The organism is Trichococcus sp. TS_SC_9 (assembly GCF_056156325.1).
Genome location: NZ_CM149591.1, coordinates 1,399,487 through 1,414,129 on the forward strand (window position 1 = coordinate 1,399,487; position 14,643 = coordinate 1,414,129).

At 50.2% G+C, this 14,643-nt stretch carries 13 protein-coding genes and 1 tRNA gene; 8 read left to right on the forward strand and 6 right to left on the reverse strand.

Annotated features, from left to right (window positions below; translation table 11 throughout):
• Positions 1-146: 146 nt before the first annotated feature.
• Together AC0J5I_RS06825 and AC0J5I_RS06830 are read left to right on the forward strand one after the other, a co-directional pair.
• On the forward strand, positions 147-518 hold the full coding sequence (locus AC0J5I_RS06825; RefSeq protein ID WP_475305048.1) for a VOC family protein: 372 nt from the start codon (positions 147-149) through the stop codon (positions 516-518).
• Positions 519-608: 90 nt separating this feature from the next.
• Complete coding sequence (locus AC0J5I_RS06830) at positions 609-1,004, forward strand: VOC family protein (protein ID WP_475305050.1); 396 nt, start codon at positions 609-611, stop codon at positions 1,002-1,004.
• A 76-nt stretch (positions 1,005-1,080) separates the two neighbouring features.
• Here AC0J5I_RS06830 and AC0J5I_RS06835 read toward each other — a convergent pair whose 3' ends face one another.
• Both AC0J5I_RS06835 and AC0J5I_RS06840 read right to left on the reverse strand, forming a co-directional pair.
• On the reverse strand, positions 1,081-1,617 hold the full coding sequence (locus tag AC0J5I_RS06835; RefSeq protein WP_475305054.1) for an ECF transporter S component: 537 nt from the start codon (positions 1,615-1,617) through the stop codon (positions 1,081-1,083).
• A gap of 11 nt (positions 1,618-1,628) precedes the next feature.
• A complete protein-coding gene (locus AC0J5I_RS06840) occupies positions 1,629-2,780 on the reverse strand; it encodes a pyridoxal-phosphate-dependent aminotransferase family protein (RefSeq protein ID WP_475305059.1) in 1,152 nt (383 codons plus the stop codon).
• A gap of 304 nt (positions 2,781-3,084) precedes the next feature.
• Between AC0J5I_RS06840 and AC0J5I_RS06845 the strand changes: the two genes are divergently transcribed.
• The 3 genes from AC0J5I_RS06845 to AC0J5I_RS06855 are packed head-to-tail and all read left to right on the forward strand — an operon-like array spanning position 3,085 to position 5,253.
• Positions 3,085-3,798 (forward strand): TraX family protein, encoded by a 714-nt coding sequence (locus AC0J5I_RS06845; protein ID WP_475305063.1) that lies wholly within the window; start codon positions 3,085-3,087, stop codon positions 3,796-3,798.
• Between the two features lie 17 nt (positions 3,799-3,815).
• Positions 3,816-5,027 (forward strand): SH3 domain-containing protein, encoded by a 1,212-nt coding sequence (locus tag AC0J5I_RS06850; RefSeq protein ID WP_475305067.1) that lies wholly within the window; start codon positions 3,816-3,818, stop codon positions 5,025-5,027.
• A 10-nt stretch (positions 5,028-5,037) separates the two neighbouring features.
• Complete coding sequence (locus tag AC0J5I_RS06855; protein WP_475305071.1) at positions 5,038-5,253, forward strand: hypothetical protein; 216 nt, start codon at positions 5,038-5,040, stop codon at positions 5,251-5,253.
• Here the strand turns inward: AC0J5I_RS06855 and AC0J5I_RS06860 are convergent.
• Positions 5,235-5,306, reverse strand: a tRNA-Val gene (locus tag AC0J5I_RS06860). The genes AC0J5I_RS06855 and AC0J5I_RS06860 overlap by 19 nt on opposite strands.
• Before the next feature lie 163 nt (positions 5,307-5,469).
• Between AC0J5I_RS06860 and AC0J5I_RS06865 the strand changes: the two genes are divergently transcribed.
• Positions 5,470-5,994, forward strand: coding sequence for a YehS family protein (locus AC0J5I_RS06865; protein WP_475305076.1), 525 nt, complete (start codon positions 5,470-5,472; stop codon positions 5,992-5,994).
• A gap of 106 nt (positions 5,995-6,100) precedes the next feature.
• Here the strand turns inward: AC0J5I_RS06865 and AC0J5I_RS06870 are convergent, their stop codons facing one another.
• The gene (locus tag AC0J5I_RS06870; protein WP_107994733.1) at positions 6,101-7,060 is read right to left on the reverse strand and encodes an RluA family pseudouridine synthase; all 960 of its coding nucleotides are present in this window, start codon (positions 7,058-7,060) and stop codon (positions 6,101-6,103) included.
• A gap of 157 nt (positions 7,061-7,217) precedes the next feature.
• On the opposite strand from AC0J5I_RS06870, the gene AC0J5I_RS06875 reads away from it, so the two are divergent.
• Both AC0J5I_RS06875 and AC0J5I_RS06880 read left to right on the forward strand, forming a co-directional pair.
• Positions 7,218-9,671 (forward strand): ATP-binding cassette domain-containing protein, encoded by a 2,454-nt coding sequence (locus AC0J5I_RS06875; protein WP_475305083.1) that lies wholly within the window; start codon positions 7,218-7,220, stop codon positions 9,669-9,671.
• A gap of 340 nt (positions 9,672-10,011) precedes the next feature.
• Positions 10,012-10,944, forward strand: a complete 933-nt coding sequence (locus tag AC0J5I_RS06880; protein WP_107994735.1) for a LysR family transcriptional regulator — start codon at positions 10,012-10,014, stop codon at positions 10,942-10,944.
• Positions 10,945-11,076: 132 nt separating this feature from the next.
• Here AC0J5I_RS06880 and AC0J5I_RS06885 read toward each other — a convergent pair whose 3' ends face one another.
• On the reverse strand, positions 11,077-12,189 hold the full coding sequence (locus AC0J5I_RS06885) for a YncE family protein (RefSeq protein WP_475305090.1): 1,113 nt from the start codon (positions 12,187-12,189) through the stop codon (positions 11,077-11,079).
• 98 nt (positions 12,190-12,287) lie between these two features.
• The gene (locus AC0J5I_RS06890; RefSeq protein ID WP_475305095.1) at positions 12,288-14,636 is read right to left on the reverse strand and encodes an ABC transporter permease; all 2,349 of its coding nucleotides are present in this window, start codon (positions 14,634-14,636) and stop codon (positions 12,288-12,290) included.
• Between the last annotated feature and the right edge of the window lie 7 nt (positions 14,637-14,643).

Here is a 14,643-nt window from a genome sequence, read left to right on the forward strand (position 1 = left end):
CCACGCAATTTCAGTTTCTCGCCCTCCCTGATCCGCTAAAATTAGCTTTTCGCATCCGACGAAATTATAATGGTCTATGAAGAGACGTACTTCAGAACAATCCGGATCAGAAGTGAAAAAATTCCAAAACAGAATGGAGAATAAGCATGGGTATCGGAGCATTTTCCCTCAGTTTGACGGTCAAGGACATACATGCATCTAAGGCATTTTACGAAAAATTGGGCTTTAGCATATTCGGAGGCGATATCGACCAGAATTGGCTAATAATGAAGAACGAAGATTGCATCATCGGGCTGTTCCAAGGCATGTTCGAGAAAAACATGTTGACGTTCAATCCCGGTTGGAACAGCGACGCGGAAGAAGTGAATCCGTTCAAGGACGTCCGCCAGCTGCAGGAGGAATTGCGGGGAAAGGGCATCACTTTTGTTTCGGAAGCCGCCCCGGATACTAAAGGGCCAGGCAGTTTTGTCATTGTGGATCCCGACGGCAATCCGATCCTCGTCGACCAACACAGATAACTATTTTTTTGCCGGAAAGACGCTGCCAATTGCAAGCTGCAAAAGCCATCCGCAGCAACTGTTTTTCGAAAAATAGGAGGTCATCGGATTATGGGAAGAGTCATTCATTTTGAGATTCATGTGGACGATATGGAACGGGCTAAGCTTTTCTACGGAGCGGTTTTCGGATGGACATTCGAAGATTGGACCGCGTTTGCGGGCATGCCGTATTTCGGGGCGATCACAGGGGATGCGAGCGAACCCGGCGTCAACGGCGCTTTGATGCAGCGCCAAAGTGCTCCGCCCGTGGCAAATCAAGGGTTGAACGCTTTTGTGTGCACAATGGGGACAGAAGATTACGATGCGACCGAAGCGCTGATCCTGGAGCATGGCGGCAAAGTCGCGATGCCGAAGAATGCGCTGGCCGGGATGGCTTGGCAAGGCTATTATTTCGATACGGAAGGGAATCTGTTCGGAATCCATCAACCGGACCTGAGCGCAAAATAGCCATTACCCATTACAATAAAATAAGGAGCCGGGCATAGATCCAATTAGGATTTATGCCCGACTCCTTTTCAATTCCTTATCTTGCAGTGATGTTCATTTTTTTCAGGATTGCCGACAACGGCAAGGAAATGGCGATCCCGACCGCGTTCTGGACGAGGTTTCCGGGGATCGAGGCGAACGGTGTGATGGCATTTCCGTAAAGGATCCATTCGCAAAAATAATAACCGACCAGCATGATGGGAACCGAAAGCAGCGTGGCCAAAAGATTCATGGCAAAGCTGTTCCCTTGGCGGCCCTTCGACCATGCCAATTTTCCGACCAGATAGCCTTGCAAGCCGCGGGTAATTAGCGTGAAGGGAGCCCAGAGCACCCAGCCGGCCATCAAATCGAAGATGGCCATGCCGACTGCTCCGGCGATGGCGCCTTTTTTCGGACCGAATAAGATGGATGCGAGGAAGAGCATCGCAGTGCCGAGGTGGATCAATCCGCCGTTTGCCGTGATAGGCAATTTGATGTTCAGGAAGACCGTAGCGACGAATACGAGGGCAATCAGGATTGCCGTCAAAACCAAATCATAAGTGCGTGTGTTTGAATAACCTTGTGCTTTTTGCATAGTGGATCCTCCTAATTGTTTTCTTTATAGCTTGCGATGAATAGCTGGGCCAAATCGCCTTTTCCCGCAAATCCGAGATCGCGCAGACCGTTGTCGATGATGGTCAAAACATAAACTAATTTGTCGAAGAAGGCATTTTCGCCCATATGGCCGACGCGCAGGATTACATCTGCATATTGTGCCAATGAAGTAGCGACAAGCAGATCGTAGGTTTCGCTGATTTGCTCCTGCAGGCGCAAGGCGCCGATCGCTTCCGGTATCCGGATGGCGGTGACGGTATTGGAACGGTTGGAGTTAAGGAACAGCTCCAATCCATACGCTTGGACGGCTTCGCGCACTGCGGAAGCAATCCTGTCATGGCGTGCAAAAACGGTCTCGATGCCTTCCTCGAGGATGTTGTCCAAAGCGGCATCGAGCGCTGCAACATCGCCCGCAGAAGTCGTGTAAGGCAAGTATTCTTTTTCCGCGTACCCTTTGAAGACCTGCAGATTGGCATAAAAGGAAGCGATAGGCGTTTTGCGGTTGTCCATCGCTTTTTGGGCGTCTTCACTGACGGAAACGATGGCCAGTCCAACCGGGGCCGAAATGGCTTTTTGCGTTCCACCGCAACAGATATCGATTTTGTTTTCATCCACATTGATCGGCTCGCCGACCATTCCTGCGACGGAATCGACCACCGTCAGAATGTCATATTCCTTCAGTAAAGGACATAACTCAGCCACGTTGTTCAGTACCGATGTCGGCGTGTCGCAATGGACCAGGGTGGCATATTTGAAATCGGAATCCTTCTCCAGATAGGCGCGGACCGCTTTTGTAGGGATGCCGCTGCGGTGATCGAAACTCAGGACGACCGGTACGCCGCCATAGATGCTGACGAAATCCTTGAAGCCTTCGCCATAGATGCCGTTGTCCAGCACGAGCACACGATCGCCGGGTTCTGTCAGACTTGCACAAGCGGCCTCGAGAGCCAAGATCCCTTCGCCGGCAAGCAGCAGGACCTCATTCGTGGTGCCCATGACTCGCCCCATTTTTTGGCTGACCTCGCGGTAATAGCGCACGAACGTTTTGTCAAAGTCGCTGTTGTTGGTTCTTTTTGCGCGGGCCAAACGCACATTTTCGCGTACCTCTGTCGGACCCGGGGCGTAATTCGGTTTGTATCTCATCAGGAAGTCCTCCTTATCGTTTCGTATATTGCTGATAAGTTTAGCAAATGAAAAGAGCTATGAAACCGTCCAATCCGACATAAAATGAGCGGTCCAATTTGGTCCGAAATGACTTCTTGCATACGTTTTGCAAATGTTAGCGCACCCAATTTCGGGATGCGTAAGTTTTCCCGCAAATATCTTGCTTTTTTTCGGGGATTGGCGGACTCCCGGAAGCCTATACTATGGGAAAGTACAGGCAAACAGGCCTGTCGATCAGCTTACAGCAAACGCTGCGAAACCAAGTACAGTGAGGAGCACTCCGATGCAAGGCATTAGCGAGATTCAAAAAGACCTATCATCCTATACATTGAAGAACCTTGCCATATTCGCAATGTTTTTCGATCATATCTTTGCGGTATTTGTGTCGCAGGACAGCCTTGAAGGCGTGGCGCTGCGGATAGCAGGACGGATTGCCGCACCGATCATGTGCTATATGATTGCGGAAGGGTACCATTACACATCCAATCTGAAAAAATATATCGTGCGGTTGATGTTGTTTGCCGCAGTTTCGCATTTTCCGTATGTCTGGTATTTTGGGCTCCCATGGTGGCAAGCCACAAGCGTCATTTGGGGCTTGGCGCTCGGGTTGGTGGCATTGGCAGCGGCAAAACGGGAGGACTGGTCTCTTCCGCTTAGATCAACAATCGTTTTGCTGTGCTGTCTGTTGGCGGTCCCGGCTGATTGGAATTATGTAGCGGTCTTATGGATCCTGTTCTTCGGATTGTTCAGGGGACAAATCGACAAACAGCTGCTGAGCTTTGCCATCATAGGAATTCTGTTCCACATCATCCCTTCCATCAGCGAAAGCGGTTGGACGCAATCCTACCAGGTCGGCATTTTTCTGGCCATCCCACTGCTGCTGTTCTACAAAGGCCGTCAAGGAAAGAAATCCAATGTGATGAAATGGGGCTTCTATGCTTTCTATCCGTTCCATCTGTTGCTGTTGGAACTGGTGAAAATGATCGTATCCGCGTAATGGAGGAATGAATATAAATGAGAATCAACAAAAATTGGCGCCACGCTTTCATCGGCATCCTGACGGGTGCGGTGCTGTCCGCTTGCTCCGGCTCGAATGAACAGACAGAAACGGAGGAGTCGGAGAGCGCTTCGACGAGTTCGGCTGTCGAAGCGGTGACTTCAGAAGAGGCGGGTTCGGGTGAAACCTCGAATGAAGAGGAAACAGCGGTGGTCCATCCGGAAGAGCCGGAGCCGTTGGTGTATGAAGGGGACCTGGAACTTCCTGTTAACGGGGCGACCGGCTATGCCTCGGTACTGATGGATCTGAAAGCGACTGCTGATGCCGGGTCCGAGTCGATCGCGATTTTGGAAGCGGGAACCGTTTTTGAAGTGGTGGAGGAAGAGGGCGATTGGTGGTATGTCCAGACCGAAACCGAGTCAGGCTGGGTGCAACATCTTTATTGTTTCATCAACCTTCCGGACGTGATCCCTTCCATCATCTATAACAACACCAACACGTACGCATCCAAGTTCGTTTCTTCCGGAAAAGTGATCCCTGGCATAACCGGTCAGGCGCTTTATGACGGGAAAGCATACAATATGCGTCTGGGCAAAGTATCCGATATCGTGCCGGTGCTCTACAGCATGTCAAAGAAAATCAATTCAGCGCAACAAGCCGCCTTGGCTGAAGGGAATTCCTTGGTCATCTATGAAGGGTATCGTCCATTTTCCGCCCAGAAGATGACGGTGGATGCTTTGACGAATCTGGCTGCGGCCGATCCGGAAGTGATGGCGGGTATCAACACCTATCCTTGGGACGCCAACTGGTTCATCGCGACAAACGTTTCGAATCATCAGATGGGTTATGCCATCGATGTCACACTTGCGAAAATAACGGAACAGCAGGTAATCCTCGTCGGTGACTATGCCGCGACCGCCATTACGGGCTACACGGAATACACGATGCCGACAACCATCCATGAATTGAGCATGGCTTCGGCTACGTTCACCGGACCGGTAAAATCCAGTTCGCCGACCGCGTGGCTCCAAGCCACTTTGGCGGATACGATGAATGAGGCAGCCATCCTCCTGCAGCGCTACTGCACGGACGCCGGATTGACACCGTTGGCTTCGGAATGGTGGCATTTCAATGATCTCGATGCGCGTTTCTCCACCGAAGGGAACAGCAGCAAAGGTGAATATCTTTTGGACGCAACAATGAGCGAGGCTCCGGAAGCGGCCGAATGATGGACGAAACATGAATAAAGGCCAAGTATTCATGGTTTCGGATGTTGGGGTGCGAAAAAAGATGAATATCGGAAAACTATTCATCTTCCTGAGCTGCCACCGGACGAAAAAGATGAAGATCGACCAATTATCCATGTCCACGCGCAAAAGGGGATGCCTCTATTTAAGAGACATCCCCTTTATTTACTATTATGTGCTGAATCTTGATGGTCCCTACTGGGATTGAACCAGCGACCCCTACCATGTCAAGGTAGTGCTCTCCCGCTGAGCTAAGGAACCGATAACCAGATGAATCACCTGCTCGCATATTTGATTATAACATATTTGCGTGATAAGTGAAGAGGGAAATTTAAAAAAAGAGAAACGAATAAGGCATGCATTCCATAGGACAACAGGGTATACTGGAAAAGGATAATTGAAAAGGAAAATTTGGAGGCTAATTATGGACAACAATGATATATTGATCCGCTTGCGCTATGCGCTGGACATCAAGGATGCGGATATGGTCGAAGTGTTACGCTTGGGCGGACTTGAATTGACGAAGGAAGCAGTGCAGAAAATGCTCAAAAATCCAAAAAAGGATGAAGCAACGAATGCTGTTGGGGCTGCCGCTCCATCGGATGACGATCAACTGGCTTGCGACAATGCGACACTGGAATCGTTCTTGAACGGACTCATCACTTCCCAACGCGGCAAACCGCAAGCGAAGCCCGGCGAACCGGAACCAAAGCCAGAATTTTTATTGAACAATGGGAACGTCAACAATATGTTGCTGAAGAAAGTAAAAATTGCGCTGACTTTGACAAACGAAGATATGCTTGAAATCCTGGAATCGGCAGGCGTCACCGTGTCGAAAAGCGAATTGAGCGCGGTCCTCCGCAAAGAAGGGCACCGCAATTACAAACCTTGCGGCGACCGTTATGCACGGAATTTCCTGAAAGGCTTGGCGCTGCGCTACCGCGGATAGGCTGTATTTTAGCCCGCCAAACCGCTTTTGGCGATTTATTTCAGATGCATCGAGTCCGCAATAAATAAAAAACATGATTCGCCTTTGCGGGGAATCATGTTTTTTGTCATTTCGAATACAACAGGAAAGCTTTCGGCACCGGCGCGCTGAAGCGGACGAGTTCGCCGGTTGCAGGATGGAGGAATGCTAGTGTGGTAGCGTGCAGCCCCAAACGTTTCATGGGATTGGTGTGAGCACCGTACTTCTTGTCTCCGGCAACCGGATGGCCCAAGGATTCCATGTGGACGCGGATCTGATTCTTCCGGCCGGTCTCCAATTGCACCTCCAAGAGCGAATATTCTTTGTTTGCTCGGATCTTGCGGTAATGGGTCACGGCATGTTGGCCGCCGTTGTCTTTCGGACTGGAATGGACCTTCATGGCTTTGCTCTCGGTCAGCCATGAGGAGATGGTGCCGGACTCATTCTTGATCTCGCCCTCGACAAGAGCGGTATAGATGCGTTCTTTGACGAGTTCCTTCCAACCATTTTGCAACTTCTCTTTCAGCTCTTCGGATTTTGCGAAAAGCATGACGCCGGAGGTATCCCGGTCCAGGCGATGCACGACAAATATCCGGTTCGCTTTGTTGTCTTCTTTGACGTAGTGGCTCAATTGGCGGTAAGCGGTCGGTTCTTTTGGATCGTCGGTTGCCATCGACAACAGGCCGGCATCCTTATTGATCACAATGATCGATTCGTCCTCAAACAGGATCTTGAGGCCGGACAGGGACGTTTTTTTGATGGCTTCCTTATTTGCCAAAATGCCGACAGTCTGTCCGGGTTCCAATGGGTGGTTGTGTTTGGTGATGGCCTTGCCGTCGACAGTCACTTGTCCGCGGGTAAGGATCGATTTGACCGAATTGCGGCTTTGCTTGCTGAGGATCTGCAGCAAAAAGGGCAACAATTCGCTTGGTTCGGTCACTGGGTATTGCGTAACCCCTTTGGTGGATGGGTTTTTTTGGGGTTCTATCGCCTTGTCCTGGCGATTGCGTTTATTATTGATGGGTCTTTGCTGGTTTGTTTTTTTCATATCGTTCGCTCCTGACTCTGTTCGCCGCCTGATTGCCGCGGTCGTCTCTTTTGAAGTATAACAGAAAACAGGGCATCCATCCCGCATAATCAGGACAAAAACGCAGCAAGTGGCATATAATTGAAACAGAAGAATCAAAAGGAAGCGGGGAGCATGCATGGACCATATCAGCATCATCGGCGCAAAGGAAGGGAATCTGAAGAACATCACCGTGGATTTGCCCCGGAATAAATGGATTGTCCTTACAGGGGTATCCGGTTCCGGGAAAACGACGCTGGCGATGGATGTACTCTATCAGGAATGCCAGCGCCAATATCTGGAAGCGATCGGCTACCAAGGAATCCGCAAACCGAACATTGATGCGATCCGCAATGTATCTCCCGCTATCCAAATTCAGCAACAGGACTACAATAAAAATCCGCGTTCGACGGTGGGGACGGTCACGGACATCTATACCGATCTGCGAATGCTGTTCGAGAAGCTAAGTTCCAGACACTGCCCGGCTTGCGGTAAGAAAATCAGTTCGGCCGATTGTCGTGAGGAAACCGAAAAGAGCGCCGATGACTTCAGGGTGTTCCAGTATTGCCCGCACTGCGATCAGCGGATAGAGAAGCTGACCCGCACCCATTTTTCCTACAATACCCGAGAAGGTGCTTGCGCAACTTGCCAGGGTTTGGGGGAAACGTTGACGATCGATGAGAAGCGGGTGCTCCATGAAGAACTTTCACTTGAAGAGGGTGCAGTCGTTTTTTGGGAAAAACGTTACCGGGATTATCAGCTGGAGTCGTTCTATGCTGCATGTGACCATTACGGCATGCCGCTAAAGATAAATACACCAGTGAAAGACTTTATACCGGCGCAGCACGTACTGCTGCTGCAGGGGGCCGAGAGTGAAGAAATGCATCGGCTGTTCCCAGATGTGCCGGTGCCCCGAACGGTTGCGGAAGGCCGCTTTGAAGGGGGGGGGCCGAACCTTTGGCGCAGAATGGCGGAAAAAAAAGGGGCTTCGAAACTCCGGGAGAACTATTTTGAATCTGTCATCTGCCCGGAATGCCATGGGGAACGGCTGAACGAGCTGAGTAGGAGCGTGACGGTTAACGGGACGCGCTTGCCTGAACTGTCCGGGTCATCATTGAAAGAGCTTATGGATTGGATCAGCGGACTTGATGCAAACCTGATGCATTCGGAACAACTGTTGGCGGGGGTCTATGTGACGGATTTGAAGACCAAACTGAAACGGATCCTGAAGCTGGGATTGGGCTACCTGTCGCTCGACAGGCAGACGATGACGCTTTCGGGAGGGGAAGCGCAACGGCTGCGTTTGGCGGCGGTCCTCGATTCGGATCTGACGGGTGTCATCTACATCCTGGATGAACCGACAATCAGTCTGCATCCAAAAGATACAGAAGGGCTCCTGACTGTGCTGCGGTCTCTGAGGGATAAAGGGAATACGGTGCTCGTCATCGAACATGACACAGCCGTCATGGAAGCCGCGGACTACCTCATCGATATCGGTCCGGGAGCGGGGAAATACGGGGGCGAAGTCATCGGGTCAGGAACGCTGCAGCAAATCAAGGGACAAGCGACATCCGTCACCGGTGCCTATCTGAACAGCAAGCCGGAACCGCGCGAAATTTTCCGTAAAGGATCGGGTGCATTCATCGAGGTGAGGCAAGCGGACAAGCATAACCTCCGGAATCTGACAGTCCGTTTCCCCGTCGGCAGCCTCATTTGTGTCACCGGTGTATCGGGTTCCGGGAAATCGACGCTCGTTTTCGATGTGCTGGCGAAAGGGGACACGGAAAAATCGCAGAATTTGAATCAGGTGAGCGGGACTGGCTCATTCGACCGGATAGTCATCGTGGAACAGGCACCCCTCACCCGAATGAAACGTTCGAATGTCGCGACCTACTCTGATGCCTATACGGAAATCCGGAAAATCTTCGGCCGGCAGCAGACGGCCGTTGAAAAAGGGATGACAGCCAATTATTTTTCCTTCAATGTGAAAGGGGGACGCTGCGATTACTGCGAAGGCTTGGGCGTCGTCACAAACAACCTGTTGTTTTTTGAAGATCAGGAAGTTCCTTGTCCTGTCTGTTCGGGCAGACGCTTCAAGGACGAAGTTTTGTCCGTGACCTACCGAGGGTATTCGATCACCGCTGTGCTGGGAATGTCTGTCGAGGAAGGCGCGGAATTGTTTGCGGATTCCCCAAAAATCAGTGCCATCCTGAAGCTGCTGCAGGATGTCGGTCTCGGGTACCTTGAGCTCGGCCAGACGACAACGACTTTATCGGGCGGCGAAGCGCAACGGCTCAAGTTGGCCGTGGAACTCTTGGCAAATCAGGGGAAAAAGAATCTGTATCTGATTGATGAACCGACTACCGGCCTGCATCCGCTCGATGTCGAGAAGTTCCTGGAATTATTGGATCGGATGGTCGATTCCGGCAGCACGGTGGTCGTTGTGGAACACAATCAGCAAATCATCGGAGCCGCGGATTGGATCATCGACCTTGGTCCGGGGGGCGGAGATGACGGTGGTAGAATCATTGCGGAAGGAACGCCATCCGACCTCCGGAAAAACCCGAATTCGGTGACCGGAAAATTCATATGAGGCATAAAAAGTGAAAATGATTGACAGATGCCGGGAAAATCGCTATCTTATTAGAAAGCGATTAGGAAAAGAAGGGGAGGCAGAACCATGCAGAAGATGATGTGTTGTATGTGCGGAGGTAAGAAACATGCAGGAATATTCTTATCATCTTTTGATCTCCACAACCGGGCGTTTTTGCCCGCTCTGTAAAGGGGATTATGGGGCAGATTGTGCATCCGCATCCAAGTGAAGCGCTGAAATGATGATGAATACTCGTGCATGTGTGTTTTGTTGACGCGCATGCACTTTTTTTGTGGAAATGATGGGAACCCATCGGAAAATAGAGCGGGGTGGCAAAATAATGAATCTGCAACAATTGCGATATGTCATAACTGTGGCGAAATACGGCACTTTTCGGGAGGCCGCGAGGCAATTATATATGGCGCAATCCAGTCTGTCGTCAAGCATCAAAGATCTGGAGGAAGAATATGGCATTCAGATTTTCGAGCGTTCCAAAAAAGGGATTGAAATAACCAAAGAAGGGGCTATGCTTTTGGAATTCGCCGATCAGATCGTAGCCCAAGCGGACCAATTGGATTACCGTTATCTGTATGCGACCGAAAACAGGAGACTGTTTTCGGTTTCCAGTCAGCACTATGATTTTGCTTCGGAAGGTTTTGCCCGACTGGTTTCGGAAAAAAAGGAAGAATCGCTGAATTTCCGTTTCCTGGAGACGAGTACATCGAAAGTGATGGAAGACGTGCGGGATGCCGTCAGCGAAGTCGGCTTCATCTATCTGAACGACTTCAATGGGAAAGTCATCAGGCAGCATCTCGACGCTTTTGACCTGAAATTCGATCCGCTGATCGCGTTCCAGCCGCATGTATTCCTCAGCGAGTTCCATCCGTTGGCGAAGCAGGAGAGAATTACGCAGGAGGAGCTCCATCCGTACCCCGTCATTTCATTCGATCAAAGTAAAAATAGCACACTGCAACTGATGGAAGAGTCGATCCAAGTCGACCAAAATGCCCAGCGGATCAGTGCAAGCGACCGTGCGACCGTATTAAATCTGTTGTCAGTGACGAATGGATACTTGGTCGGTTCAGGTCTCTTGAAATCGAATACGCAGGATCATATTGTCGTGGTACCGATGGATGTCGATCAAAAAAACACCATTGGTTTCATCTATTCGAAAGTGCGGCCGCTCAGCACGATCTCCAAGCGCTACATGAAAATCGTAAGGGAATTGTTGGAGGGCGATCAACGTATTGAACTGACTTCTGCTGAAGAGTGAATCAAGAAATTTTATGACGTTTCTTGTTCAACCAATATAAAAAATGGCTATCAACAACGAGCGTATGCGCCTGTTGTTGATAGCCATTTTTTATGGAAAACAACATTTCAAGCGCACACGTAAAAGTGAGTGTCACTCTGCGAAAAGATTATCGATATTCATCCGCAGCACGCGATCGATGCTCGGATTGCCGTGGTCGCGATAAGGATACGCCCCGGATTCGAAGAGGATGTATAGGTGCTTTCCATCCACGACGACCTGTTCCATGTAGGAGGGCATGATGATTTCGGTGCTGGTATTCCTGTCCGTGAAATTCTCGTCTTCCTCCAGCCGGTTGAAGGAAAGCAGGGTTGAGTCATGCTTTCTGCCGGAAGAGCGTGACAGCATCAGCTTTTCCTGATGAAAAGCCAGTCCTTGGATCTCTTTGCCTATTTTATCGACATCGTCAGGAGAAGCTTCTTCCGTGCTTTTTCCGGTATCCAGCGCATGGACTTTCTCTCCGTTGTCGTTTTCTGTTGTGGAGATCAGATAGCGGTGCATAACACTCGTCTCTTCGTCATCGAAATGCGCCACGTAGAGATCATCGCCGTGGATCGTGATGGTTGAAGCACGCTTGATGTCGGGCAGGTTGATGCTATCGGTATATGCGATCGGTTCAACGGAATCCGTGAAATCATAGGCTTCAATGTCCTTCAAAGACAGAGTGATGACTTGAGCGGTGTCGCCTTTTTCCGAGGTGACCCAGAGCAACTCATGGTTGTTGTCAAAGGCGAGGCCGCCTAAATGCGGGATGCCATCCAGGACGATTTCCTTGATGAAGGATCCGCTTTTTTTGTCCAACACATAGATGACGGAATTGTGCTTTTTGGTGTAGCAATAGGCCGAAATGAACAGGTAATCTTGATTCACGGCCAACCCTTGCGGCGTCATAGTGGTGCAGATGTCCGTTTCTTCGTGTTCATGATGGAGCGTCAATGTTTCATCCATACCGGGGATGACATAAGTATTTTCTTCCGGGTCGACACCATGCTCTTCAAAAACCGCTTGGTACAGCTCAGGGTGTTTGGACAATTCGTCTTTCAACGACTTAAATGAACCGAGGCTGGCTTCCGTGTTCGTTTCTTCAGCGAAAGCTAACCGTTCGATTTTTCCGTTCTTTGTGAGGAGGCCGAGCGTGACCGCCCCTGTCATCATGCTGCCAATCAGTGCAAGGCTGATGAACTTCTTTCTCTTTTTCTTTTCCATAGTATCACTTCCCGAATGAATATTTATACGAGGTCGTCCAGTTTTTATATTTTACTATAGAAGTCAGCGGCTAACTAACAAAAAGCTTCCCGATAAGCTTATTCCTGATAGGATTTGAGTACTTCCTGAAGTGGGATTTTGGCGATTTTTCGCCTGCTTATGTAGGTGCCGACGAAGAAGATGAGGACCAGGATAAACAATGTCTGCAGCAGGAAAATCGGTCTGTACTGCAGCGGCAGGATGACGCCGTATTCCTCCGTGAAGAACCGCATCATCAGGTTCAGTATACCCAAGGCAATGGGAATGCTGATCAGATAGGAAATCAAGGCATAAAAAAAATAGCTGTTCAAAATCATCGCATTGACTTCCCGGCGTTTGTAGCCCATCACTTTGAGCAACGAAATCACATAGTAATTTTTTTCTACGGTAAAGGAAGTGAGTACGAACAGGATGCTTGCTGCAATGATTGCGGATCCACCGATCATGACGTTCGAGATGAACTGCGTGTAGTTGGACATTGCCTTCGATTGTTCGATGAGTCCCGACTTGCTGCTGATCGTGCTGTAGTAGGCATCGGGCGGCTTTTTGAGCGAATAGATGCCGCTGTACAGGCGCGAAGTGCTGTTTTCCGACAATATATTGCTGAGCTTTTCGATGTTCAGGTACACCTTGTCGGAAATGTATTCATCAGTCACGCCTTTGACAAGAAAGGGGAAAGTGTCGTCGTTCACTTCCAGGCGGATGGTATCGCCTTCTACGACACCGAGCTTGATGCTGAGCCGTTTTGTGATCACGGCGCCGTTCTGGATATTTACGGTTATGTCATTGCCTTCCTCATCATACAGGCTGTAAAGTTTGTTGCGGGAAGACAGACCTTGCAGCGATACAACGTTGCCGTCGAGGGAAGCAAAGGGATAAATCAGGAATTTTTCGTCGCCGGGCCGCGTTTCGGGCAGCCTTTGCGTGACATCGAGATAGGCTTCATATTCGTAGTCGACCTTATTCAGGTAGTCGACCGTCATCCGATCGACCATGCCGCCCATCATGAAGGAAAAGCTCATCAGGATCGTCGAGAACATGATGCCCAGAAAGAAAATGAAGAAACTACCGGTGCTCTTGATGGCGTGCAGATATTTGAATTTAGTGCTGCCTTTCGCCTTCGAAAGGACCCGGCTGAGGTACCTGCCGATCCGGTTGATCGACTTGCCTTCATGCGGCTTCAGCAGTTCCAGGGCATTCTCTCCGAGGATGCGGTAGATGATGATCCCGGAAACCAAGGAAAAGAACAGTAGCGGGACAAGGATCGCAGTGGCGAAGACGGTGAAGCTCTGGGAAATTTTGACTTGGGGCAGGAGATAGAAATCCAGATACAATTTTTTCAATGGCTCGGAAAAGAGCGATCCGATGAAGTAGCCAAGGATCAGCATAAGGGCGGCGAAGACCATCATCGCGACGAAATAGGGCCGGGCTATTTCCGAACGGCGGTAGCCGAGTGCCTTGAGGATGCCAATCTGGCCTCTTTCGGCATGTAGCAGGTTGTAGATCAGGATCGATACGATGATGACGGCGATGGCCGCGATGAAGACACTGAGTCCCAAAGCCATGACTTTTCCTTGGGTGAGTTCATCATAGATGGCCCCGCTCCTCATGCTGGTCTGCGTATCCGTAATCTGGCTTACGAAAGGCAACGCATCTTTGTCGTAGGCGGTGTCTATGCTCTCCTCGGTCAGGTTCATGCCGGCTAAACGGAAACTCTCCTTGTCGTCGAAGTTCTCGTATTCTTTATCAGACATGAGCAGCAGCGTCTGCAGCCCGGTATCCAAGTTGAAGGTTTCATCGAACATAGGAAGGGTGTAGTCCGGGAAAAGCACAAAGCCCGTCACTCGGTAGCTTTTGTTTTTGATGATGAGGGCGTCCCCGATGGTGAGGCCGTTCTTGTCGGCATAGACTTTGGTGACAGCGACTTCATAATCAGCTGAGGGTTTGCGGCCTTCCTCCATATAGGAAAGATTGATTTTTTCGCCATCCTTTACGAGGAGCGCTTTATGGGACTGCCCTTGGTAAGTGTAGGACGTGTTTTTGTATTCTCTCAATTCGAGGCTGACATCGCGGTAGCTCGCTTCAAACTCGGCGATCCTGTTTTCCATGAGCTTGTAGAAGGTGGCAGGCTCGACTTTCTTTATGTCGCTGAGCGAGTAGAAGCCTCTGGACAGCAGCGCCGCCGCGATTGGGTAGGCCGCCTCTTCCAGCGTGACCCGGTTCAGCATCTCAACGGCAAAATCCTCCTGGTTGTGATCCGCCAGGTATGTTTCCGTCGGTTCTTCGATGCCGCTCAATCCATAGAACATCATGGTGTAGGTGGCGGAGCTCAGGATGATGATGAATCCGATGGCAACCAGCTGCATCCATTTTTTTCGCAAGGTTTTGATGACATTTTTCAGCAGCATGATCCGC

Bases quoted from the DNA above. Each gene is read 5' to 3' on its own strand.
- AC0J5I_RS06865 (WP_475305076.1), top strand. From the start codon at position 5,470: ATGGACAACAATGATATATTGATCCGCTTGCGCTATGCGCTGGACATC.
- AC0J5I_RS06880 (WP_107994735.1), top strand. From the start codon at position 10,012: ATGAATCTGCAACAATTGCGATATGTCATAACTGTGGCGAAATACGGC.
- AC0J5I_RS06825 (WP_475305048.1), top strand. From the start codon at position 147: ATGGGTATCGGAGCATTTTCCCTCAGTTTGACGGTCAAGGACATACAT.
- AC0J5I_RS06855 (WP_475305071.1), top strand. From the start codon at position 5,038: ATGAATAAAGGCCAAGTATTCATGGTTTCGGATGTTGGGGTGCGAAAA.
- AC0J5I_RS06840 (WP_475305059.1), bottom strand. From the start codon at position 2,780: ATGAGATACAAACCGAATTACGCCCCGGGTCCGACAGAGGTACGCGAA.
- AC0J5I_RS06850 (WP_475305067.1), top strand. From the start codon at position 3,816: ATGAGAATCAACAAAAATTGGCGCCACGCTTTCATCGGCATCCTGACG.
- AC0J5I_RS06885 (WP_475305090.1), bottom strand. From the start codon at position 12,189: ATGGAAAAGAAAAAGAGAAAGAAGTTCATCAGCCTTGCACTGATTGGC.
- AC0J5I_RS06875 (WP_475305083.1), top strand. From the start codon at position 7,218: ATGGACCATATCAGCATCATCGGCGCAAAGGAAGGGAATCTGAAGAAC.
- AC0J5I_RS06870 (WP_107994733.1), bottom strand. From the start codon at position 7,060: ATGAAAAAAACAAACCAGCAAAGACCCATCAATAATAAACGCAATCGC.
- AC0J5I_RS06890 (WP_475305095.1), bottom strand. From the start codon at position 14,636: ATGCTGCTGAAAAATGTCATCAAAACCTTGCGAAAAAAATGGATGCAG.
- AC0J5I_RS06845 (WP_475305063.1), top strand. From the start codon at position 3,085: ATGCAAGGCATTAGCGAGATTCAAAAAGACCTATCATCCTATACATTG.
- AC0J5I_RS06830 (WP_475305050.1), top strand. From the start codon at position 609: ATGGGAAGAGTCATTCATTTTGAGATTCATGTGGACGATATGGAACGG.
- AC0J5I_RS06835 (WP_475305054.1), bottom strand. From the start codon at position 1,617: ATGCAAAAAGCACAAGGTTATTCAAACACACGCACTTATGATTTGGTT.